Consider the following 21,326-nt stretch of genomic DNA (forward strand, 5'->3'; position numbering starts at 1 on the left):
AGACCAGTCCATCCATAGGATGGGCTGGTCGTTTTATTTTAAGTGAAACTGGGTTGAATAGACGAAGCTTGTGCATGATCGATATAGCTTAACAAAGCCTCGTGAGATTCCAGCATTTCACTTTGTCTGCTTGGGTAGTAGCACGAGTGAAGAAAGGTTTCGATCTTCTTCGAAAGGAATTCATCCCGCGTGCGGACCATGAGGACGAGCAAGTCGTCCCATTGCCCCCAAATCATGAAATGGAGGGCTTTGTCGTAATCGTAGTGACTCATTGAATGACACTTCCTTTTTGAAAGGAGTGGTCTTATTATCCCCTCGACCATGAATACTCAATCAGAGAGTTCGTCACAGTTCTGGGAAGACCGACACATTTTTGCTTATTTCTTCCGCAGAGAAATGGAAATTTTGTTATGATAGTATGGAAAAGTTTTGCTTTTGGAAGGAGTCTTCGTGATGACAGAGAAAAATCTTCTTTATGTAAATGTGGGGTGTGTCCTTACATTGGGGTTGTCATTATTCGTGACTTTTTTGACAGCTGAAGCTGAGGCAACCCAGCAGGTGATGATTCTCGTTTCTGAAATCATCGGAGGAATTACCCTCATTGCTGCCAGTCTTTCTCTTTTTTACATAAAAAGTGAGCAAAGGTATCTCCCCATATCCATGTTATGTTTTTTAGCTCCCTGGCTGCTTTATGGAGTCGGTCATGAAGTAGGTTTTGGAGCTTCAACTTCTTATGTGTGGATTTGGTTTATCAGTCTGTATCTCCTGTTGATGGCCGGCTTCATTTTTATCCGGATCGGCTATAAAAAAGTAGAAGGTTATTATAAACTGATTTGTGCTTTTCTTTTATTTATTAATGCTATTTTTTTCGTTTATTTAATTTTCATTCAAATTTGGTGGAACCTTCCGATTTAAACGGAAGGTTTTTTTGACCTTTTCCTGTTTTTACCTATCGCATATTTGGATGTCAACCACACATACTAACCGTAAACACGAGTGGAAGGAGGTTGGACATCTTGAAAATGAAAAGATTAGCGATTGGTTTCTTAGCAGCCGGTGCGCTCGTTGCATGTCAAGCCGAGCAGGAAGCGGGAGACAATGGCAACTATGATGGCGTAGAAAATACAAGCTTCGAGCGTACGGCAGACGATATGGCTGAAAACGGTCAAAAAGCGAACAAGTATGACAACGATCGTGGAATGGTTCATAACACGAATTATAAAGTAGCGAAAGATGCAGCAAACCGTATTGAAAAGAATGTGGATGGCGTCGATCGTGTGTATGTTTTAAAAACCCGTGACAATGCTTATGTAGCTGCGGAACTCGATCATCCAAAAGGAGACAAGAACGAAGTCTCTGATGAAATGGAGAAGCAAATTAAAAAAGCAGTGAAAGCGTCGGATCAGGATATTAACAATGTCTATATTTCAACGAACCCTGATTTCGTTGACTTGACGAATAACTATGTGGAAGATGCGGAAAATGGGGAGCCTGTCAGAGGATTTTTCCGTGAATTTGGAGAAATGGTCGATAGAATTTTCCCTGATCAGCGATCTTAACGAAGAGAAGCTAGGACCTTTTATAAGGATCCTGGCTTTTCAGCTTTTATGATCATAAAACTGGGTTGGGTCGATACTTTATGGAATCCTTCCGGGTGGCTGTCTTTGAAAGCAGCTGTTGGTCTAGGTTCTTTGAGTTGGACAAAATGAAATCTTTCCATCACCGTCATAAGGGTTTCTTCGAGGGAACGTCTGTAGAATGACATGGGGACTTTTTTTCCTCCAACATTCCATACATCTTCTATCCGGTGGCAACGATAATAATCATCGATTTCGTAATTTGCATAGTCCATAAAGGGATGGTGGGTAGAAAAAAGCAACGTCCCACCTGGGCGTAAGACACGATGAAACTCCTTGAAAACAGAGGTCCAGTCCTTGATGTAATGCAGAGTGAGTGAGCTGAGGATGAGATCTAAGTGATGATCGTCAAATGGAAGAGGAGCCGTCAAGTCGTGTACGAAAGCATGAACCTTCCTATTTTCCGTCCTTCTTCTGGCAGCTTCAATCATAGCAGGGGTGAAATCGATAGCGGTCACTTCTGCTCCCTGCTCCGCCATATAGTGGGCGTACCATCCTGCAGCACAGCCTGCATCCAACACTTTCTTTCCTGCAAGGTCGGGAAGAAGCTGAAGCATCGCAGGACGTTCCAAATGCGCATTATAAGACTTTGTATCGACCTCGAATTCATAATGGGAAGATAAATGCTCGTAAGATTCCAGGATTTTTTTCATCATCAATCTCCTTTTTTAACGTTTTCTTCCATTGTACTTTAGTTAAAGGTTGCATCTCTACAAAAAAGGCGTATAATCATCCATGTGAAATGTGACTATATTGTTCAAATGGTCAGGTGGTGAATGAGTATGGATAAGAAAGAAGTGATTCTGGAAGCTGCACGTGAATCATTTTCGGTGTTCGGCTATAAAGCGACCACGATGGATCAAGTCGCCAAAACAGCGAACGTGGGTAAAGGGACGATCTACAATTTTTTTCAGAACAAAGAGGAGCTGTTTCAGAAAATCATTGCAGACCTCCTTCATGAAATGAAGAAAAAAGCAGAATCTGTCATGGATGATCATCGTTCGCTGAAAGAAAATGTACACTTGGCACTGGTTGAAATCCTTCAATATCGTAAAAGTCATCAATTGACGGTAAAGCTTGTCTATGAAGCGCGTGAAATGGGAACCGCGACAGTTAGAGAAGCTCTTCAGAGTATAGAGACGTCAGTACTCGATTATCTGAAGGGGAAAATCACAGCTGCTGTTGCTGAAGGGGACATTCGGGAATGCGATCCAGAAATCACAGCTTTTATGATGTTGAAATTATATATGGCATTGATTATCGACTGGGAAGAAGGTCATGAACCTTTGACCAAAGAGAAGATTCTGCATCTATTTGATGATTATGTGTTTAAAGGATTGTCACCTGACTGATGGTCCTCTTTTTTTAAAGAGATATGACTAAATGGACATTTTGGTCATTTATTATTAGGAGGTAGAAATAATGAACGGTTGGAAGCTTTGGTTATCCGAATGGAAGCATATTGGGAAGAATAAAAAGGTCCTTGTGCCTTTTCTGGCAGTTTTACTCATTCCGTTGATTTACAGCGCCATGTTTTTATGGGCGTTTTGGAATCCGTATGACAGTATGGATCAACTGCCTGTAGCGGTCGTCAATCTTGATGAAGGTTCAGAATTCAACGGAGAACCTTTGGAAGTAGGGAATGAATTTGTCGACCAGCTGGAGAGTAGTGGAGACTTCGAATACCATATAGTGTCAGCAGAAAAAGGTTATGAGGGGTTAGAAAAGCAGGACTATTACATGCTTGTAGAAATTCCAGACCATTTTTCTGAGAGATGCGACTACGGTGATGGATGATACTCCACAACCACTACAATTGAAGTACGTGCCGAATGAAGGTTTCAACTTCTTATCCGCTCAAATTGGGGAATCGGCTTCAGAAAAGATGAAAGCTAAATTATCGAGCGAAATGACGGAAACCTATGCGAATGCTATGTTTGAGCAGTTCAGTGAATTGCAGGATGGTTTAGCTGAAGCGAGTGAAAAAGCTGGAAGTCTTGGGGCTGGTGCCAATGAGATCGATCAGGGAGCAAAAGAACTGGAAGAAAACCTTCAAACTTTCACTGAGAAACAACTGGAACTAGCAAGCGGTACACAAACCTTGAGAAACGGTGCGTCTGACCTTGCTTCCGGTTCTATTGATTTACGCAATGGCTTAGGGAAATTACAGGAAGGATTTTCTCAGATCGAAGAGGGAACAGCTCAAGCGGCTGGTGGTACGACCGATTTGGAGGAAGGAATTGCCCAATCCAAAGCTGGAGCAGAATCTTTAAAATCCGGTCTTTCTTCAATGGTTGAGAAAACGGCTCCTTTGAAAGATGGTGCTGCCACACTTCATGAAAGCATGGTTGGCTTGGATAGTGGAGCGGAACAGCTTTCTGCCAATGCTCATCAATTAAATGATCGTCTGACCCAAATGAAAGAAAAATGGCTTCCAATAATGGAGAATTTGCCTGAGGAACAACAACAAGTGTTTAAACAGCAAATGGAAACCATGGAATCTGCGACAGCTTCCCTTGCTCAAGGAGCTTCTAACGTTGCAGCTGGTACAGGGAAAGTTGTAGATCAGACAGGGCCATTGGCTGGGAAAGTGGAAGAGCTTGTGGGAGCACAGGAGCAACTGCATAAAGGGTCTGTATCCCTGGTAGAAGGTACTAACCATCTTTATGCTGGAGCATCTGAGCTTTCTGACGGGCATGCCAAATTGTTGAATTCCATGCATGAATTTTCAACAGAACTTTCAAATGCAGAAGCAGGAGCAGGAGAACTTGCTTCAGGGGCATCTAAAGTCAATCAAGGGGCTAGTCGAATTTTTGATGGATCCAATCAATTGGCTTCTGGATCCAGACAACTCCAAAATGGAGCCGGTGATTTATCTGCAGGGACAGATGAATTGAGTTCAGGAACCGAGGAATTTGAATCAAATCTTACATCCGCTTCACAGAAAGCCAGTGAAGTGCAGGCGGACGAAGAAACAGGAGAAATGATGGGGGCTCCTGTAGGAGTAGATAAAGAATCCATGAACCATGTACCGAATTATGGTACAGGCTTTACGCCTTATTTCTTATCTTTAGGGTTGTTTGTCGGAGCGCTTCTCATTACTATCGTTTACCCTGTAAGAGAATCATTCGGTACCCCGGTAACCGGATATGGATGGTTTCTCTCGAAATTCGGAGTGTTGTTTGTAGCGGGTACTGTTCAAGCCGTCATAGCAGCCAGTGTGATTTTATATGGGCTGAACCTTGAAGTTGCAAACGTGTGGTATTTCTATGGTTTCAGTATTCTTACGAGTCTTACATTCATGGCTCTTGTCCAAATGTTAGTGACGTTGCTCGGTGATCCCGGAAGATTCGTCGCTATTCTGGTGTTAATCCTTCAATTGACGACAAGTGCCGGTACGTTCCCGATAGAACTAATCCCAGAACCTTTGCAATGGTTCAATCCGTTGCTGCCCATGACATATTCGGTGGCTGGCTTCAAGTCCATCGTATCTAGTGGTGATTTCACATTCATGTGGCACAATGCGACGATTTTAAGTGGCTTCATAGTGGGGGTATCGTTAGTGACGATGACTTATTTCGTCATGAAAAAAAGGAAAGATTCTAAAAAAGGGTTAGAACATGCCGCCTGAAAAAAAGAGAGCAGCTGCTCTCTTTTTTTTGATTTCTTTAGGATGGGATGTTTTTTACTCCTTCTCATAGAGTGTATGTTCTATTCCGAGGCTTTTGGAAAATGAATCATTACTTTCTGATACAATAATCGAATAGAAGGAGGGGTGGGATGATTAGAATAGCAGAGGTTAAGGATGGAGGAGCTTACCGGAATCTCATTGAAAAGCTTGAAGGGGAGTCTGATTTTCTCCTCTTTGGAAGAGGGGAACGATCAACTTCCGTGGTGAAGGTCGAAACGATGATTGAAAATATAAGAGGACAAAGCAATTCGGTCCTATTATTATCAGAGGCGGAAGGTGTACTTAACGGCCATGCAACGGTTTTTGGAGGTGGGGCTCCGAGAAACAGACATGTGGCAGGCGTGATTACAGGGGTTTTAAAAGAATACCATGGAACAGGTGTTTCTAAAGACCTCTTCCAATCTTTATTGGACTGGTCTTACGAACAGGGCGTCGAAAGGCTTGAATTGAGCGTTATGGTTCATAACCTGCGCGCAGTCAACTTTTATGAACGAATGGGGTTTGAAAAAGAAGGGGTAAAGAAACGATCGCTTATCGTTGATGGAAAGCCTGTGGATGAATTCATGATGGCACGCATTCTCGTATAGGGGACAAGAAGATGTTTTGAACCTTCATGTTCGCTCTTCTACTTTCATATAGTAAGGTAAGCGAATTTGAAGGAGGGGGCATCTTTGAGACCAGATGACCAAAAGAAGCTCGAATATGCGATCAGGGAAATCACTGAAATCGCTAAGGGATTCGGGCTTGATTTCTATCCAATGCGTTACGAAGTCTGTCCTGATGATATTATTTATACATTCGGAGCGTACGGGATGCCAACACGCTTCTCCCATTGGAGTTTTGGAAAGCAATATTACAAAATGAAGCTTCAATATGATTTGGGTTTGAGTAAAATTTATGAACTCGTTATCAACTCGAATCCATGTTATGCCTTTCTATTGAATTCCAACAGTCTGATTCAAAACAAACTGATTGTCGCTCATGTCCTGGCGCACTGTGATTTCTTCAAGAACAATGCCCGTTTCCAAAATACGAAACGAGACATGGTAGAAAGTATGGCCGCCACGGCAGATCGAATCGCTGCTTACGATAGGAAGTATGGCAAGCAGGAGGTCGAATCCTTTTTAGACGCTGTTCTGGCGATTCAGGAACACATAGATCCTTCCCTCGTCCGGCCGAAGCTTGCCTGGTCCGCCGATGAAGAAGAGAGTGCAGAAAAACCACTTTTAACAGAATATGATGATCTTTGGAAAATGGACGAATCTTCTTCCTCAGAGGACCAACCGACATTCAGGAAAAAAAGGAAGTTCCCTCCCCGACCGGAAAAGGACCTGTTATTGTTCATTGAACAATACAGCCGCGAACTGGAAGATTGGCAGAGGGACATTTTGACGATGATGCGGGAAGAGATGCTGTATTTCTGGCCGCAATTAGAAACAAAGATTATGAATGAAGGATGGGCGTCCTATTGGCATGCCCGCATTTTGCGGGAGATGGATTTGACCAGTGATGAATCGATCGAGTTTGCCAAACTGAATGCAAGTGTTGTTCAGCCGAGCAAGACCCAGTTGAACCCTTATTATTTGGGATTGAAAATATTTGAGGACATTGAAGAGCGTTATGACAATCCTACAGAAGAAATGAAAAAGCATGGGATTGAGCCTGGTACTGGAAGGGAGAAAATGTTTGAGGTAAGGGAAATAGAGTCGGATCAGAGCTTCATTCGGAACTATTTAACGAAGGAGCTTGTGCGCAGGGAAGATCTGTACCTTTTCCAAAAACAAGGGCAGAAATACAAAATTACCGATAAAGATCATGAAGCGGTCCGAGATCAGCTCGTTACCATGAGGGTGAATGGCGGTTTTCCATACATCACCGTCCAGGATGGAGATTATGTGAGGAGTGGCGAATTATATCTGAAGCACCATTACGAAGAGGTAGAACTGGATGTCAGTTATTTAGAAAAGACCCTCCCCTATGTTTATCAGCTCTGGGGACGGAATGTCCATATCGAGACGAAAGTTGAAGGCCGGGATGTCGTGTTCAGCTATGGTGGGAAAAAAGTACAAAAGAAATACTTATAATAAAAAAACTGCTCTTTTTTTAGAGCAGTTTTTTATTTGAAGGTAATGAGTAAAGAGATAGAATCCTTCTCTTCTCCCCTCATGGTTTATTGTATTGGCTCTGTTTAAGTTCAGTGTTGATATTGCAGCAACGGATGGAAGTGACAATGAATGATGGGATGGTAAAAGAGAATTTATTTCCAAATGTCGAAACCTTTAGATGATCTACTTGCACGATCCAACCATTGAATCTTGTTGGATTATGATTTCGAAACGGAGTCTTAAGCTAAATGGCAGGATTGTTGAAGACTTGATTTCGAGACTTCTGTGTAGTGGATAGGGGCTGCGGGGAATGACTCGCTTTCCGCGGGAGCGCGGTGAGCCTCCTTAGGCTAACGCCTTGCGGGGTCTCACCAAGCACTTTTTTCCTCGTAGATATCCGATTTCTGCGCCTAGCGGCTAGTGAGACTTCCCTCGCTTCTGTACGATAAGTCAACATCGAATCTCTTCGTTCTTCGTGTTTCCTTTATCTCCTCCAGCTCAGTCCAGTCCATACGCCGCTGAACGAGGCGCCTGCACACTTAAGGTAGGAGTCTCGCCATTCCCCTCCGCCCCTTTGCCATATAAGTCTCTCGAAACCACTACTTAAAAAATCAGCTTGTATGGGTAAGAGAAGGGAATGATATCATCTCTACCCCATGAACGTTTAGCATACGCAAATGCTTGATACTACGTATGATCTGCCCGTCTAGGGGAGAAGAATTGGAAACTTACGAATCCATACAGATGTTCGAACCTCAACCATTCAAGCTCACCCTTTTTAAAGTGGCTTCGAGACACTTATAAGGGAAAGGGGGCGGAGGGAAACGGTGAGACTCCTATGGGACGTGTGGGACAGGTGAGACCCCGGAAGGCGTAGCCTGAGGAGGCTCACCCACCGCCCGCCCCATGGAAAGCGAACCTTTTCCCGGAGCCCCTAGAATCACACAAACATCTCGAAGCTGAGTCTTCCACAAACGGGAGCTTTCGTTGAATAAGCCAAAATATAAAAAGGAATTTCCATAAAATTGGGAGTTCCTTTTTGCAGTAATATCAACACTAAACTTTAACAGAGTCATTGTATTAAAAGAATGAGAAAGTCATTAAATATCGACAAAACTGCTGCTTTCTTTTGACAAAGAATGAGGGGGGGATTTGATATAATACCTTTAATATTTACCTTTCCTGAAGAGGTGAGATGGATGAAAAAAGTTCGAATGGCCGTCTTTGGTTTATTGGCTGTCTTAATTACTGCGGTTTTCTTTTATTTAGACAATAAAGAAGTTAATGCTCTGAAAGACGATCAAACGTATCCTATGGTGGATGAGCCGAAACAACACCCGGAGCCCATTTCTGTTTCTGCTCAGGAAATTTCCGAAACGAATATCCACTTGACCAAATTATACAGTCGAAATGACGCCAAAGGACTGTATCTCGGAATGTGGTATAAAGATGGTAACCCTCTCATGAAGAATAAGGAAGAAGAGTGGTTGAAGGAAGGAGGGCACATTGAGTTTCTCGTGAAAGCTGTTGATTCGAATGGTACTACTTACAATGGTTTCACCATCGGGACCGAAGAAGGAACGTTCACGACCTTCCGTTTTATCCAATTTGATGATTTTCATTATGACAAGGATCTGAAAGAACTCGATTTATCTTTCTATCCTCTGGTTGATCGTGGGGGAAAAGGAGTTCCATACGAACACGCTTGGCTGGAAACCACGGTTGAGGTGGAATGAACCATTGACAACAGCATAAGATAATATCAATGAACGCAGGTAACATTCGTTGAAGGACATAGAGCTTAGACACCCGTCTAGGCTTATTTTTTTCGATTTCCTAGGTCTTCAGAAAAAACTTTTTCATCTCAGGGTCCATTCAGGGGCTTTTTTCTGATAAACTATTCGTTAAACGCAGAGATGACTTGAGGAGGAAAAATGATGACGATTCACGATTATATTTTGACAGAAGATGATTTCGTAAAACAAGACTCATTAAAATATCCTTTCGAGGAACGTGGCCTGCAATTTGGTGATGGCGTTTATGAAGTTATCCGAGTATATAATGGCACGTATTATTTAATCGATGAACATATTGACCGTCTTTACCGTTCAGCGGCTGCTGTAAAAATCGAAGTTCCTTATAAAAAAGAAGACATGTATGAGCAGTTGGATGAACTGCTTAAGAAAAACAGCATACACGGGGATGCTAAAGTGTACATGCAGATTACGAGAGGATCAGCACCGAGGGATCACGTTTTTCCAGATGAAACGAAAGCTAATTTATATGCATATGTAAAAGATCTGGGACGCCCTCATTCATTCCTGCGCGAAGGCGTCAGTGTCATCACACAGGAGGATGTTCGCTGGGATTGGTGCTATATCAAAAGCTTGAACCTGCTTCCGAACGTGCTCGCTAAACAGACGGCTAAAGAGAAGGGGAGTTATGAAGCGATTCTCCATAAAAATGGAGAAGTAACGGAATGCAGCTCTTCAAACGTTTATTTCGTAAGACACGGAAAAGTGTATACCCATCCGGCTAAGAAGAACATTCTTCATGGGTGTGTCAGAATGAGGGTGGAAGCTTTTTGTCAGCGGGAAAAGATCGAATTCATCGAAGAAGCGTTTCAATTGGAGGACTTGGCGTATGCGGATGAACTGTTTTTATCCAGCAGTACCTCAGAAGTGATGCCGATTCTGAAAGTAGATGGACAGACGATCGGAGACGGTCAGCCTGGTCCTGTTACCCGGAAACTGCAGAAATGCTATGAAGAAGATGCTCGTATACTGGAGGAAGATTCAATCTTCACCGGCCAGATGGCAGGTGAATAACAAGGTAAACCGGTGGCCCACAGCCCACCGGTTTTTTTATGAGCTCTCATGTGAAAGCGTGAGCATCAAACCTGGCACTGCAGAAACTCTGTCCGGTACCTGGTACCCAATAGAGTGCAGAAACCACGTTCCCGTACCGGGTACCAGAAAGGGTAAGGGGGAATGAGAAAGCGGGATCAACAACGGGGCGGAATGGGTATGCTATAATGCTAGGGAAAAGAGGAAAGGAGCGGTGTGAAATGAGTAATATCAAATTGGAATTGTCGAAAAAACAATATGAAACGCTGGTGGAGATGGTCTTTCTTGGTACATGGATGGTCAATTCAACCAAGATGGAACTGGATGAAGAGTTCGAAGATGTGAGGGAACTTGTATTATCGAAATATAAAGAAGCAAACCTTGAGGATAAGGTGTCTTATCAGGAACAAATCGGTGTCCACGATCTTGATGTAGACTATGAATCGAAACTGTTGGATACACATGTCGAGGAATATGATGAGTTTAGTTTCTGGGACAAGCTTGTCGAAAAACTGGCAGAGAAAGAAATGAACCAACGGTATGGCCCGATTGATGGAAAACTTTCCGAGGAGCAAATGGAGCAGCGTCTGACCATTGAAGAAGAGATCGGTCGTAAGCTTGAAGAGACCGGCGTAACGAAACTTTCCTTCGAGGAGTAGAAAAAAGCGTGATGGCAGCATCACGCTTTTTGAGTCATTTTCTTTCTGGGTTCTGTCCAAAGGACCGCAATAGGCCGAGCCCATCGGAACGTCCATTGGATGAGTGGTCCAAGCAGTAAGGCGACGATCAATGTTCCGAATCCGACGGGCGCTCCCAGAAGGAATCCGATGAAAGCCATCCCCGATTCTGAAAAAATCCGAACGGTACTCTTGGATTGATTGGTTTTTTCATTCATGATCATCATGAAATGATCCAGTGGAATCCGTGGAAACGGGGTGCGTAAGTAAACAGAAATACCAACAGCTGTGGCTAAAAGGCCGAGGGAGAAAATACCCCACTGGGCCCACCAGGCTTCATATTCCATATTCTCAAGGAGACCGTAAAGAAAGATATCGAGCGTTCTTCCGCGAATGATGATGGGAATCAAGGATTCAAATTGAGGCCGCTTTTTTTCTAATTTGGCATTCACCAGCAAAAGAATGATAAAAGCAGCAATCATCACACTTCCAACGGTTACTGGAAAATGCATCGACAAACCGACAGCAATACTGTCCCCGGGTCCAACCCCTAAACCTGATTTTATTATTAGAGCAAGACCGAGACTGGAAACGACAAGCCCTGCTGAATAGATGATAAATAAAAATAAATATCTCATAGGCAGACTCCTTTATCTGTCCACTTGTGCTCCGTTAATCATATCGTCTGGCTAGAGGGATGTAAAGTTTAGCACGGAGTGTTTATCCTTAGGATCAAAGGGAATGCCATGAAAAAGAATAGGAGAAAGGATGTGTCCCATGCAATATGCTATTGTAACCGGAGCTTCCCGTGGTTTGGGTGAAGCGATCGCCCGGCAGTTTATGATTAAGAACGTCAATGTAATCGGGGTCTCACGCTCTGGAAATGATGATTTGAAAAAGGTGGCTGATGAACATGGAGTGGCCTATCATCATGTGAGCTGTGACTTGTCAGACATGGATCATTTGCAGGCTGGCCTTGATCAGATCGTCGACCTTGTATTTCATGAGAAAACTCATTACGTATATCTCGTCAATAATGCAGGAGTTGTCGACCCTATTGGAACAGTGGGAGACCTGAATGCAAGTGCGATCCAGAAGCATATGCAGGTCAATGTAACGGCTCCGATCCTATTGGTCAATCGTTTCGTGCAGGTTGCCAATGAAAAAAGTATTTCGCTTGGAATCATCAATATAACTTCCGGGGCTGCAGAAAAAACCATCCATGGTTGGAGTACGTATAGCAGTTCCAAAGCTGCCATCAACCGTTTCACCAAAACTCTGGCATTGGAACAAGAAGGGAAAGGACATACCATTCTGGCTTACAGCCCAGGAGTGATTGACACAGAGATGCAAGGTGAAATACGATCCTCCAGTGAAGACGCCTTTGCAGATGTTGAGAAATTCAGAAAACTGAAGGAGAATGACGAACTGCGTTCACCTGATGAAGTAGCCGGGGTCTTAATGGATCTTTTAGCAGCCCCTGGAAAAATTGAAAACGGAAACGTATATAAACTTTATGATTTAGTTTAAAGCAGTAGAAAGGAGCTTCCTGGTATGCAGAGAGCTCCTTTTTAATACTCCAGTAGTGTGATCTTAGATGTATGATGGGACGCCTCAATTCTCGCCCGACCACCAATAGGAAAAGTGAAAATCGGAGTGGTGTGCCCGAAACTGGCATTGTAAATAATCGGCAAATCCTCAAGTTCCCTTTTTGACCTTAGGATTTGTTTTAATGTTCCTTCTTCCATGTTGGATCCTATTTGGAAACGACCGATGACGATTCCTTTTACTCTATTGAAGCCAGGTTGATGGATTAAAGATTGTAAATTACGGTCGAATGTGAACGGATCGGAAAGTAAGTCGTCTTCGAGGAAGAGGATTGTATCTTCCAGGGCAGGCATGAATTCAGTTCCCTGTAATAAATTCAACGTACATAAGTTACCACCGATGACTTTTCCTTCAGAAACACCATCATGTAACACCTCATATCCGGAGTTATTATAAAATGTCCGGTCTGCTTGATTTAAATACCAATGGTCATCGCTCCAGGACTCAGCAGGGAAGATGGAATAGGGCTCTGATTCCGTCAACACTTTCAGGAAGTGATCGAAAGTATATGTCATTCCAAGCTCCATTCCGAATGAAGAAAAATGCGGACCACTGTAAGTGACTAAACCTGTTTTATGATAGATCGCGTTTGCCAGGACGGTGATATCTGAATACCCACAAAAAATTTTCGGATTCCTTTCCATTAAATCAAAATCCAGGTGATTCAATAATTGGTTGCTGTCATACCCGCCCAGAGTAGTAAGAATCGCTTTAACCTTCGAATCAGAAAATGCTTCGTGAAGATCATCCACCCGGTGGTTAACAGGGTTAGAAAGAGTAGGGGCATCTTCACCGGCATACCTGCTGAATGTAACGTTAAATCCTGACTGTTTTAAACGGTCTATAGAAAGCCTCTGCTGTTCAGGAGCTACAATTGCAAGGCTTCTTGCAGGCGAGATGACACGGATTTCATCCCCCTTATTTAGTTTTGCAGGAATCATAAAATTCTCTCCTATTTCTTACTGGAATTTAAAATCCACCCGGTTGTATGCGGCTTATGCTTATTTGCCCTATGTTCACGTATGTATAGATAAAGGGGGGATTTTATGTTTTCGACGATCGCAGGCCTTGTTATTGTAATTGTCGTGTTTGTCCTTGTTTTCAGAATAGCGGGTCCGTCAACAACCAGCCGTACGATTTCTTCAAAGAATGAAGAACCAGCAGCGTGGCATCAAGGGTTCCACCATTACGATTCCGATGGTGGAGGAGACGGTGGTGGTGAATAAATGCCTCTTTACTCCGTTTTCCTTAGGATAACCCCTTGGAAATGGGGCGGGCCATCCCCCTGTTCTTGCATCGGTATTTTATGAAAGGCTTCAATCTTGAAATATGGAGATAAGACCTCTTTTAGAACGTTGTCTTCATAAAAAGAAAAGTACCGCTTAGGAGTATGGAAGTCCTTCTGCCATATACCTTCATGACTGATGCCTCCGTACACCCCTAGATAAAACAGACCATTCGTTTTTAAAACGCTTTGGATTCCTTGTAAGATCCCGGGTAAATGTTCTTTAGGAACATGGAGGAGGCAGTTCAATGCCCATATGGAATCAAAGGTTTCAGCCTGGAACTGGAGATTATCGAAGCTCATGATGTCTGCCTTTAATCCTTTGCTTCGACATTTTTGTACCATTTCGCCGGATAGATCTGTGGCGTGTACGCGTAAGCTGTTTTGCGAAAAGAACAGACTGTCTTTTCCAGTACCCGCTCCGATTTCAAGCATCGTCTGTTTATTTTCCTTTAATAATAATTGAAGAAAATCTTTCCGTTCACGAATTTTCCAATCTTGGATGGGGGTTTGATTCCGACGGGTAGATTCCCGGTCGTAGGCCTCTGTGAGTTGGTCTTTTAATGTCTTTGGGATCATTTGCTGTTATCCTTTGATTCATAAACGATTGAGAGCATCCCATCTTCGTAGGCTTTTGTTTCTTTAAGCTGGAGATCTGCTTCCTGGTCATGTTTTTGGAAAAGCGGAAGTCCCTTGCCGATTAATGTGGGTTGTATGAAAAGACGATATTCGTCAATCAACCCTGCGGATATGAAGGAATGGATGAGATGCGCCCCGCCAACAATCCAGATCGTCTTATTTTGATCATCCTTCAGCATGTTTACGAGAGGAGCAGCCTGTTCCGGCTGAATATAAGTGGAATAGTCATCATGTCCTTCACGGAGATTGCTAACGACATAAACATCTTTCATTTTGTAAGGGAATTCGTCCGTTAATTCGAAAATATGATCATACGTTTTTCTTCCTAAGAAAACAGTATCGACCGTTTGAAAGAATTCTTCAAATCCATAATCCTCTTCTGAGTCGTCCCACAACCAATCAATGCTTCCATCTTCTCTTGCAATATATCCTTCGAGGCTTGTTGCGATAAACAATACGACTTTTCCCATAAGATTTCCTCCATTCTATGCCTTGTTTTTCCAAGCCATTTCATCATATAATAAACGTAACAAAAAAAGAAGGGACTGACGTTGAAAGCAATGAAGTACTAATCCTGTTGCTAAACGAGAATAATCGATTACACTCGTTCCAGATGCAGGATTGGTCTGTCCTTTTTTATAAAAGGGTATGATTGCTATTAACGTCGCCTTTATTAAAGGGCCTGGTATGTTTTTATGCAGTGATACAAGGCTTCAAACCTCTCTGGAACGGTCAGGGAGGTTTATTTATGTTGCATATGCGTGCTAGGGATATACATTATCAGATCGGAGCCAGGAAAATTCTCGGCATCAAGGAATTGAAAATCCATGAAGGGGACCGGATCGGATTAGTAGGAAGGAATGGCGTCGGGAAAAGCCTCCTTCTTCAATATTTACTTGGCGAACTCGATGTGACACCCGGTGTTGAATGGCATGTTTCCTATGGTTGGTTGAAACAGTTAAACGAAGGAGAGTGGAGAGTTTCCCCTTTGAGTGGTGGAGAAAAAACATTGGCCAGGATGGATGATTTGCTGAAACAAAACCATTCGTTGTTATTCCTGGACGAGCCGACCAACAATTTGGATACAGAGCACATAGAAAAGGTGGAAGAGAGACTTTCTGATCATCCTTATTCATATGTGATGGTGTCGCATGACCGGATGTTGCTCAATCGTTGCTGTAATAAGATTTGGGAGCTGGAAGATGGAGAGATTAAGGAGTTTCAAGGGGATTACGATTTCTATGAATCGCAAAAATCACTGGAACGACATCAAGCATACGAAAAGCATGAGCACTATCAGAATAAAAAGAAACGAATCGAAGGTAGAATCCGCCAGAAAAAAGACCAGTCCAAAGGGATGAGAAAACCTCCGAAGAGGATGGGCAACTCGGAAAGGAGACTGGGCAAAAATAAAGCTGCTGCCCATCAGAAGAAAGTGGAACGTGTGAGTAAAACACTGGAACACCGTCTCAATCGCCTGGAGAAAGTTGAAAAGCCGAAAGAATGGGATCAGGTGTGTATGGAATTCAATCAGATGGACCATGTTCATCAAAAGGTGATTGGAAACGTGAAAGAATCTAAAGTTCTAGCGGGATCTAAACACCTTTTTACCATTCCTGATTTGACTCTTCGTAATGGGTTGAAAACAGCATTGATTGGTGGAAACGGGTCTGGGAAATCAACGTTGATCAGACAGTTGTTGAAGTCTGAGGAATGGCTGGCACCAGGAGTGGAAATCGGGTATTTCCATCAGACTCTAGAAGATATGCCGGAAGACAAGACGGTCTTTGAGTATGCAGGTGAAGAGAGTTCTCTTTCTGAAACAACCATTCGGATTATCCTTGCCCGTTTACGATTTTATAAAGAAGATATGAATAAATATGTCGGGTACTTGAGCGGAGGGGAGCGTGTGAAACTTGCCCTTGCCAAGCTGATAGCCAGTGGAGCAGGCCTGCTTTTGATGGATGAACCGACGAACCACTTGGACATAGACGCGATCGAGGCATTAGAACAGTTAATCTGTGATTTTCCCGGTACGATCCTTTACGTATCCCATGATCGGACATTCATTGAGAAGACGGCGGACCAATTATGGATCATCGAAGGGGCAAAATTAAACGCCTTCAATGGAACCTGGAAGGAATGGGTAGACCACCTTGAAAACCCCCCTGCTCATGGAGAAGAAGGTTACGACCTTATGACGTTGGAAACGAAACGAACTGAAATTGTCAGCCGACTCAGCATGCCTGCGCCGGGGGATGATGTTGAACAATTGGAAGCTGCCTATCAAGAAGTACTATCACAACTGAAGCAGTTGAAAACCCCATAAAGAAAAGCGGTCTTGGGGCCGCTTTTCTTTATGATCCTCCTTGGATTTTAGGAAGTTTCTTCTTTCTTAGCTTCTTTGTTATTTCTGAGGAACATGTAAAGGGATGCTCCGAAGATCGTCAGATAGCCGAGGACACTAAGGATATCAGGTATTTGATCGAACAGGATGATACTGATGAGTGCCGAATAGACGACAGTCGAATAAAAGAAGATAGATATTTCTCTTGCGGGTGCGAATTTATAGGCGATCGTCAAACCGAATTGGCCTAATGTCGCAAATGCACCAGCAGAGAGCAGATAAACCCATTGTTTAACACTCATCGGCTCGTAGAAAGCAATGGTGAACGGCAGCAGCGTGACCGTCGTGAAAAAGGAAAAATAGAAAACGATGGTATAAAACTTTTCCTTATCTCCTAAAACACGGAGCAACGTATAGGCCCCGGCCGCGAATACAGCAGAAAAAATCCCTGCAAGATAAGGGATGAATTCTAGAGAGAGATGCCGGTTTTATGATAAACAGAGTACCAATGAACGCCACAATGATTGCGATGATTTGATAGAGTCGCGCTTGTTCCTTCAAAAATACAGCTGAGAAAATAATTAATAGAAAGGGACTGAGTTTATTGAGCATGTCAGCATCTGACAGGACAAGATGGTCAATGGCATAGAAAAACAGCACCATTCCGATTGTCCCCAGGGCATATTGTGAAAGGAGCAGTTTCTGGTTTTCCTTTTTACCAAACAGACGCTCTTTGTTAAACAGCACAAAACCAAAAGCGATAACGGCAGAAACCACATTACGGAAGAGAGTCTTCTGGACCGTGGGGACGTCTCCTGACAATTTGACTAAGGCGGCCATCATAGAAAAGCCGAATGCTGATATTAATAGAAGTATAATTCCTTTATTTCGATTGCTCATACAGGTTCCTCCAGTTGTTCTTAGGTTGTGCAAAAAAACACCTTTACCATCCTAATATAAAAACCCACGGAAAGAAAGTCTCGAGCTCTTTCCATCCAGGGGGCATTTTAAAACGGGTGTTAGAATGTTTGTTGATGGAGGAAAGAGGGTGTGGAATGAGGGAGAGGCGTGTATGAGAATAAGGTGCTACTCCATCCATGAAGGGTCTTTTAGTTACGGTCTGCTAAGTATCTTCTTAGCTTTCCTCATAACCCAGGGGCGTATGTGCACCGGGCCAAAAAATGAGCTATACTTGGTGTAGCTAAGGAGAAGGAAAGGGCGATGGAAATTGATTTGTTCTCAACGTATATTTGAGAGAACACGTGTCATAGAAAATAATCAACAGCTTTACCTGGAACATGAGTCCAACCTGGAGCTGTTTGAAACGATGGTGGTATCACCAAAGGAATCATTTCCTCTTCATAGTATTCATGATGTATCCTATCAGGATTCTGCCGGGACTTATGGGATGCTATACCTTCATACCATTAAAGGTGTTCGTGCGTACATGGTAAAAGAGGACCCGACTCCTTGGATGAATCAGTTGAAAGCTTCTTTATAAGAAAAGAGTATAGGACGTGGTGGAGTGGAGTTGATTGAAGAAAATGACCGAATTTATCTTCGGGAAGTTTTATTCGAAGACTGGTCAGCCTTTCATCCTTATTCCTCAAATGAAGAGACGGTAAAGCACCAGCCTTGGGGGCCGAACACGTTAGAAGACAGTCTCTTTTTCGTCCGTCAAGTAATCATCGATCGAAAACAAAGGTACAGAAGCCGTTTTGTTTTTACCATAGTAGACAAAAGAATAGAAAAAGTGGTCGGGAATATCGAGATGAACATAAGAGACTGGGACGGTGTGGGTGAAATTGGTTTTATTATCCATCAGGATTGTTGGGGAAGGGGCTTGGCTACAGAAGCTGTTCGTTTAATGATTCGTTATTGTTTTAATTATTGTGATCTACAAAGGGTAGTAGCTATATCCAATCCGGAAAACAAAGGGTCGATTCGAGTGCTCGAAAAAGTCGGCATGATCAAAGAAGGCACGCTCCGAAAAGATTTACTAGTCAAGGGAGAGTGGCAGGACTCATCTGTTTACAGTATGCTACGTGAAGAATGGATAGAAAAAAGCGCAAGGCGTTAAGCCTTGCGCTTTTTTTATGAAGCATTCATTTTATCATTTACAGTAAGTCGTCGGACGAGTTGAGAACTGTCTTTATTTAATCCAGCAATTTCAACATTCACATCTCGCTCCTCGAATTTCGCTACGAGCTTGTCGATGGCGGCAACTGCAGAGTCGTCCCATACATGAGAATGAGTGAAGTCAATAACAACGTGTGAACTGTTCACATCATAGTTGAAATGTTTGATTAAGCTGTCAGTGGAAGCAAAGAAAACTTGTCCGCTGACATGGTAGACCATTTTTTCAGCATTCTCATCAAATACTTCTTCGACTTTCACTTTTGAGATCTTCGCTACGAAGAAGATGGCACTGAGGATAACTCCTGCAATGACTCCTTTGGATAAATCATGAGTCTGGACGACAGTGCCGACCGTTACTAGCATGACTACACTGTCTGTAATCGGAGTTTTCTTGAAACGTGTCAAGGAACTCCAGTCGAATGTGCCGATGGATACCATAATCATGACACCGACAAGGACAGCCATAGGAATTTGGACAAGCAGGTCATTGAATACGATGATTAACAACATCATAAATATTCCGGCTATGAGCGTGGACAAACGGCCTCGTCCTCCTGAAGAAACGTTGATGACAGATTGACCGATCATCGCACAACCTGCCATTCCTCCGAAGAACCCGGACACTACGTTTGCCACACCTTGACCACGTGCCTCTTTGTTCTTATCACTTACGGTATCAGTCATATCATCAACAATCTGAGCAGTTAATAGGGATTCAAGTAGACCAACAAACGCAAGAGCTAGAGAAATAGGGAATATGATCTGCAATGTTTCAAATGTTAACGGAATATCTGGAATTAAAAAGATCGGCAGAGTACTGGAAAGTTCCCCCATATCTCCTACTGTTTTCAGTCCGGCACCAGTCGAAATCGCTACAATTGTCATAACAACGATTGCTACTAGAGGTGAAGGAACAGATTTTGTGAACCTTGGTAAAATATAAATAATGGCTAGTGAACCGACGACCATCGCATACATCGCCAAACCAGCACCCTCAAAATGGACAAGTTGAGATGAGAAAATGAGAATGGCCAAAGCATTGACAAAACCGATCATGACAGATCTTGGGATGAACTTCATTAGCTGACCAATTTTCAAAGCCCCTAAAGTGAATTGTAAAATCCCGGTCAAAATCGTAGCAGCCAGCAAGTACTCTAAACCATGGTCTTTGACTAAAGTTACCATAAGGACAGCCATAGCTCCGGTCGCAGCAGAAATCATACCTGGACGACCACCTATAAAAGCAATGACGACGGCGATGCAGAAGGAAGCGTACAGTCCTACCATGGGGTCGACTCCAGCGATGATAGAAAAAGCGATTGCTTCAGGGATGAGCGCCATAGCGACAACCATGCCTGAAAGCACATCGTTTTTTACGTTTCCAAACCATTGTTGTTTAATTGTTTCAGTGTTCAATTGCGCACCTCTTTCTTCTTTATTTGTTTGTATCGTCCGTGACAATACGGAAATCCGGCAAGAACGATCAGATTATAACACCTTAAAGGGATATTACATAACCCCATGTAAGCGCATAAATGTTGTTTTTTCTCTATTTTTCTCTATTTTTTTCGTGAGAGGACCCCGATTTCACAAATTAATATTTCCCGAATGGAAATTGGAGGGGGATTTTATACATTCGAAAGAGAGAACGTGGTAAAATTGAAAAAAGTTCAGTTTCGAATGGGGGATGTGAATGTATAAAAAGATATTAGTGGCAGCGGATGGTTCTGATCATTCGATTCGCACGGCGGAACGAGCTGCAGCTCTTGCCAACTTACAAGGAGACGCTGAAATTACGATTGTCTATGTGATTGACGGCGATCAATCCAAGTCGGACGTATTATCTGAAGGGGATCAAAGTTTGATTGGACAACGCCGGCAGCAAAGGTTGAAGCCGATTGAAGAAATTCTGAAAGAGAAAAAAGCTGCCTACCAAGTGGATATTCAGCACGGGGACCCTGGTCCGACTATCGTTAAATATGCCAACAATCATGAGTTTGATCTCGTTGTCATCGGTAGTAGAGGTTTAAACACCCTTCAGGAAATGGTATTAGGTAGTGTGAGCCATAAAGTGGCTAAGAGGGCAAAATGCCCGGTCATGATTGTTAAATGATAGAACTACAGGAACGAAGGAGGGCCGTACATGAGTGAACAAGGGTGCATTAAATGTGGAAGTACGGATGCAGGAACGAAAGATGTTGCGATGACAGGGTCTGGATTATCTAAAATGCTGGATGTACAAAACAACAAATTCACTGTCGTTTACTGTAAGGATTGTGGATACTCTGAATTTTACAATCAAAGCGCTTCTAAAAGCGGGAACATCCTGGATTTCTTTTTTGGAGGCTGATT

Annotated in this window: 24 protein-coding genes and 1 pseudogene; 17 read left to right on the forward strand and 8 right to left on the reverse strand. The window is 43.0% G+C overall.

Annotated features, from left to right (window positions below):
• Positions 1-38 precede the first annotated feature (38 nt).
• Positions 39-272 carry a YhdB family protein gene (locus tag ACXADE_RS05185; protein ID WP_474979429.1) on the reverse strand — a complete coding sequence of 78 codons (234 nt, stop codon included), beginning with the start codon at positions 270-272 and terminating at the stop codon, positions 39-41.
• Between the two features lie 181 nt (positions 273-453).
• Between ACXADE_RS05185 and ACXADE_RS05190 the strand changes: the two genes are divergently transcribed.
• Positions 454-915, forward strand: a complete 462-nt coding sequence (locus ACXADE_RS05190; protein WP_474979430.1) for a hypothetical protein — start codon at positions 454-456, stop codon at positions 913-915.
• Positions 916-1,022: 107 nt separating this feature from the next.
• Positions 1,023-1,559 carry a YhcN/YlaJ family sporulation lipoprotein gene (locus ACXADE_RS05195; protein WP_474982198.1) on the forward strand — a complete coding sequence of 179 codons (537 nt, stop codon included), beginning with the start codon at positions 1,023-1,025 and terminating at the stop codon, positions 1,557-1,559.
• A gap of 20 nt (positions 1,560-1,579) precedes the next feature.
• On the opposite strand, the gene ACXADE_RS05200 is transcribed toward ACXADE_RS05195, so the two are convergent.
• The gene (locus tag ACXADE_RS05200; RefSeq protein ID WP_474979431.1) at positions 1,580-2,290 is read right to left on the reverse strand and encodes a class I SAM-dependent methyltransferase; all 711 of its coding nucleotides are present in this window, start codon (positions 2,288-2,290) and stop codon (positions 1,580-1,582) included.
• Between the two features lie 123 nt (positions 2,291-2,413).
• Between ACXADE_RS05200 and ACXADE_RS05205 the strand changes: the two genes are divergently transcribed.
• The 8 genes from ACXADE_RS05205 to ACXADE_RS05240 all read left to right on the forward strand — a co-directional run bounded on the left by ACXADE_RS05205 (position 2,414) and on the right by ACXADE_RS05240 (position 10,938).
• Positions 2,414-2,989 (forward strand): TetR/AcrR family transcriptional regulator, encoded by a 576-nt coding sequence (locus ACXADE_RS05205; protein ID WP_474979432.1) that lies wholly within the window; start codon positions 2,414-2,416, stop codon positions 2,987-2,989.
• A gap of 70 nt (positions 2,990-3,059) precedes the next feature.
• Complete coding sequence (locus ACXADE_RS05210; protein WP_474979433.1) at positions 3,060-3,434, forward strand: YhgE/Pip domain-containing protein; 375 nt, start codon at positions 3,060-3,062, stop codon at positions 3,432-3,434.
• Positions 3,427-5,268: a YhgE/Pip family protein gene (locus tag ACXADE_RS05215; protein ID WP_474982199.1), complete on the forward strand. Its 1,842-nt coding sequence runs from the start codon at positions 3,427-3,429 to the stop codon at positions 5,266-5,268. The genes ACXADE_RS05210 and ACXADE_RS05215 overlap by 8 nt, the downstream gene beginning before the upstream one ends.
• A 149-nt stretch (positions 5,269-5,417) precedes the next feature.
• Positions 5,418-5,915 (forward strand): N-acetyltransferase family protein, encoded by a 498-nt coding sequence (locus tag ACXADE_RS05220; protein ID WP_474979434.1) that lies wholly within the window; start codon positions 5,418-5,420, stop codon positions 5,913-5,915.
• Between the two features lie 84 nt (positions 5,916-5,999).
• The gene (locus tag ACXADE_RS05225; RefSeq protein WP_474979435.1) at positions 6,000-7,412 is read left to right on the forward strand and encodes a SpoVR family protein; all 1,413 of its coding nucleotides are present in this window, start codon (positions 6,000-6,002) and stop codon (positions 7,410-7,412) included.
• 1,220 nt (positions 7,413-8,632) lie between these two features.
• Positions 8,633-9,169 carry a hypothetical protein gene (locus tag ACXADE_RS05230; protein ID WP_474979436.1) on the forward strand — a complete coding sequence of 179 codons (537 nt, stop codon included), beginning with the start codon at positions 8,633-8,635 and terminating at the stop codon, positions 9,167-9,169.
• 201 nt (positions 9,170-9,370) lie between these two features.
• Entirely contained in the window at positions 9,371-10,261 is an 891-nt protein-coding gene (dat, locus tag ACXADE_RS05235; RefSeq protein WP_474979437.1) for a D-amino-acid transaminase, read from the forward strand.
• Positions 10,262-10,500: 239 nt separating this feature from the next.
• Positions 10,501-10,938: a hypothetical protein gene (locus ACXADE_RS05240; protein ID WP_474979438.1), complete on the forward strand. Its 438-nt coding sequence runs from the start codon at positions 10,501-10,503 to the stop codon at positions 10,936-10,938.
• A 20-nt stretch (positions 10,939-10,958) separates the two neighbouring features.
• Here the strand turns inward: ACXADE_RS05240 and ACXADE_RS05245 are convergent, their stop codons facing one another.
• On the reverse strand, positions 10,959-11,594 hold the full coding sequence (locus ACXADE_RS05245; protein ID WP_474979439.1) for a YczE/YyaS/YitT family protein: 636 nt from the start codon (positions 11,592-11,594) through the stop codon (positions 10,959-10,961).
• A 139-nt stretch (positions 11,595-11,733) separates the two neighbouring features.
• Here ACXADE_RS05245 and ACXADE_RS05250 point away from each other — a divergent pair, with 139 nt between their 5' ends.
• Positions 11,734-12,486, forward strand: coding sequence for a (S)-benzoin forming benzil reductase (locus ACXADE_RS05250; protein ID WP_474979440.1), 753 nt, complete (start codon positions 11,734-11,736; stop codon positions 12,484-12,486).
• 41 nt (positions 12,487-12,527) lie between these two features.
• Here ACXADE_RS05250 and ACXADE_RS05255 read toward each other — a convergent pair whose 3' ends face one another.
• A complete protein-coding gene (locus ACXADE_RS05255; RefSeq protein ID WP_474979441.1) occupies positions 12,528-13,505 on the reverse strand; it encodes a S66 family peptidase in 978 nt (325 codons plus the stop codon).
• A 105-nt stretch (positions 13,506-13,610) separates the two neighbouring features.
• Between ACXADE_RS05255 and ACXADE_RS05260 the strand changes: the two genes are divergently transcribed.
• Complete coding sequence (locus ACXADE_RS05260) at positions 13,611-13,790, forward strand: hypothetical protein (protein WP_474979442.1); 180 nt, start codon at positions 13,611-13,613, stop codon at positions 13,788-13,790.
• Positions 13,791-13,798: 8 nt separating this feature from the next.
• On the opposite strand, the gene ACXADE_RS05265 is transcribed toward ACXADE_RS05260, so the two are convergent.
• Positions 13,799-14,428 carry a class I SAM-dependent methyltransferase gene (locus ACXADE_RS05265; protein ID WP_474979443.1) on the reverse strand — a complete coding sequence of 210 codons (630 nt, stop codon included), beginning with the start codon at positions 14,426-14,428 and terminating at the stop codon, positions 13,799-13,801.
• Positions 14,425-14,958 (reverse strand): dihydrofolate reductase family protein, encoded by a 534-nt coding sequence (locus ACXADE_RS05270; RefSeq protein WP_474979444.1) that lies wholly within the window; start codon positions 14,956-14,958, stop codon positions 14,425-14,427. The genes ACXADE_RS05265 and ACXADE_RS05270 overlap by 4 nt, the downstream gene beginning before the upstream one ends.
• A gap of 278 nt (positions 14,959-15,236) precedes the next feature.
• Here ACXADE_RS05270 and abc-f point away from each other — a divergent pair, with 278 nt between their 5' ends.
• Positions 15,237-16,817: a ribosomal protection-like ABC-F family protein gene (gene abc-f / locus ACXADE_RS05275; protein ID WP_474979445.1), complete on the forward strand. Its 1,581-nt coding sequence runs from the start codon at positions 15,237-15,239 to the stop codon at positions 16,815-16,817.
• A 47-nt stretch (positions 16,818-16,864) separates the two neighbouring features.
• Here the strand turns inward: abc-f and ACXADE_RS05280 are convergent.
• A pseudogene (locus tag ACXADE_RS05280) lies at positions 16,865-17,735 on the reverse strand (DMT family transporter).
• 328 nt (positions 17,736-18,063) lie between these two features.
• On the opposite strand from ACXADE_RS05280, the gene ACXADE_RS05285 reads away from it, so the two are divergent.
• Together ACXADE_RS05285 and ACXADE_RS05290 are read left to right on the forward strand one after the other, a co-directional pair.
• Complete coding sequence (locus tag ACXADE_RS05285) at positions 18,064-18,336, forward strand: hypothetical protein (RefSeq protein ID WP_474979446.1); 273 nt, start codon at positions 18,064-18,066, stop codon at positions 18,334-18,336.
• 24 nt (positions 18,337-18,360) lie between these two features.
• Positions 18,361-18,915: a GNAT family N-acetyltransferase gene (locus ACXADE_RS05290; protein ID WP_474979447.1), complete on the forward strand. Its 555-nt coding sequence runs from the start codon at positions 18,361-18,363 to the stop codon at positions 18,913-18,915.
• Positions 18,916-18,929: 14 nt separating this feature from the next.
• On the opposite strand, the gene ACXADE_RS05295 is transcribed toward ACXADE_RS05290, so the two are convergent.
• On the reverse strand, positions 18,930-20,390 hold the full coding sequence (locus ACXADE_RS05295; RefSeq protein ID WP_474979448.1) for a SulP family inorganic anion transporter: 1,461 nt from the start codon (positions 20,388-20,390) through the stop codon (positions 18,930-18,932).
• 277 nt (positions 20,391-20,667) lie between these two features.
• Between ACXADE_RS05295 and ACXADE_RS05300 the strand changes: the two genes are divergently transcribed.
• Positions 20,668-21,087 carry a universal stress protein gene (locus tag ACXADE_RS05300; protein ID WP_474979449.1) on the forward strand — a complete coding sequence of 140 codons (420 nt, stop codon included), beginning with the start codon at positions 20,668-20,670 and terminating at the stop codon, positions 21,085-21,087.
• 30 nt (positions 21,088-21,117) lie between these two features.
• Complete coding sequence (locus ACXADE_RS05305; protein ID WP_474979450.1) at positions 21,118-21,324, forward strand: zinc ribbon domain-containing protein; 207 nt, start codon at positions 21,118-21,120, stop codon at positions 21,322-21,324.
• The last annotated feature ends 2 nt before the right edge of the window (positions 21,325-21,326 follow it).

It is taken from the genome of Halobacillus sp. ABR2_026 (assembly GCF_056158545.1).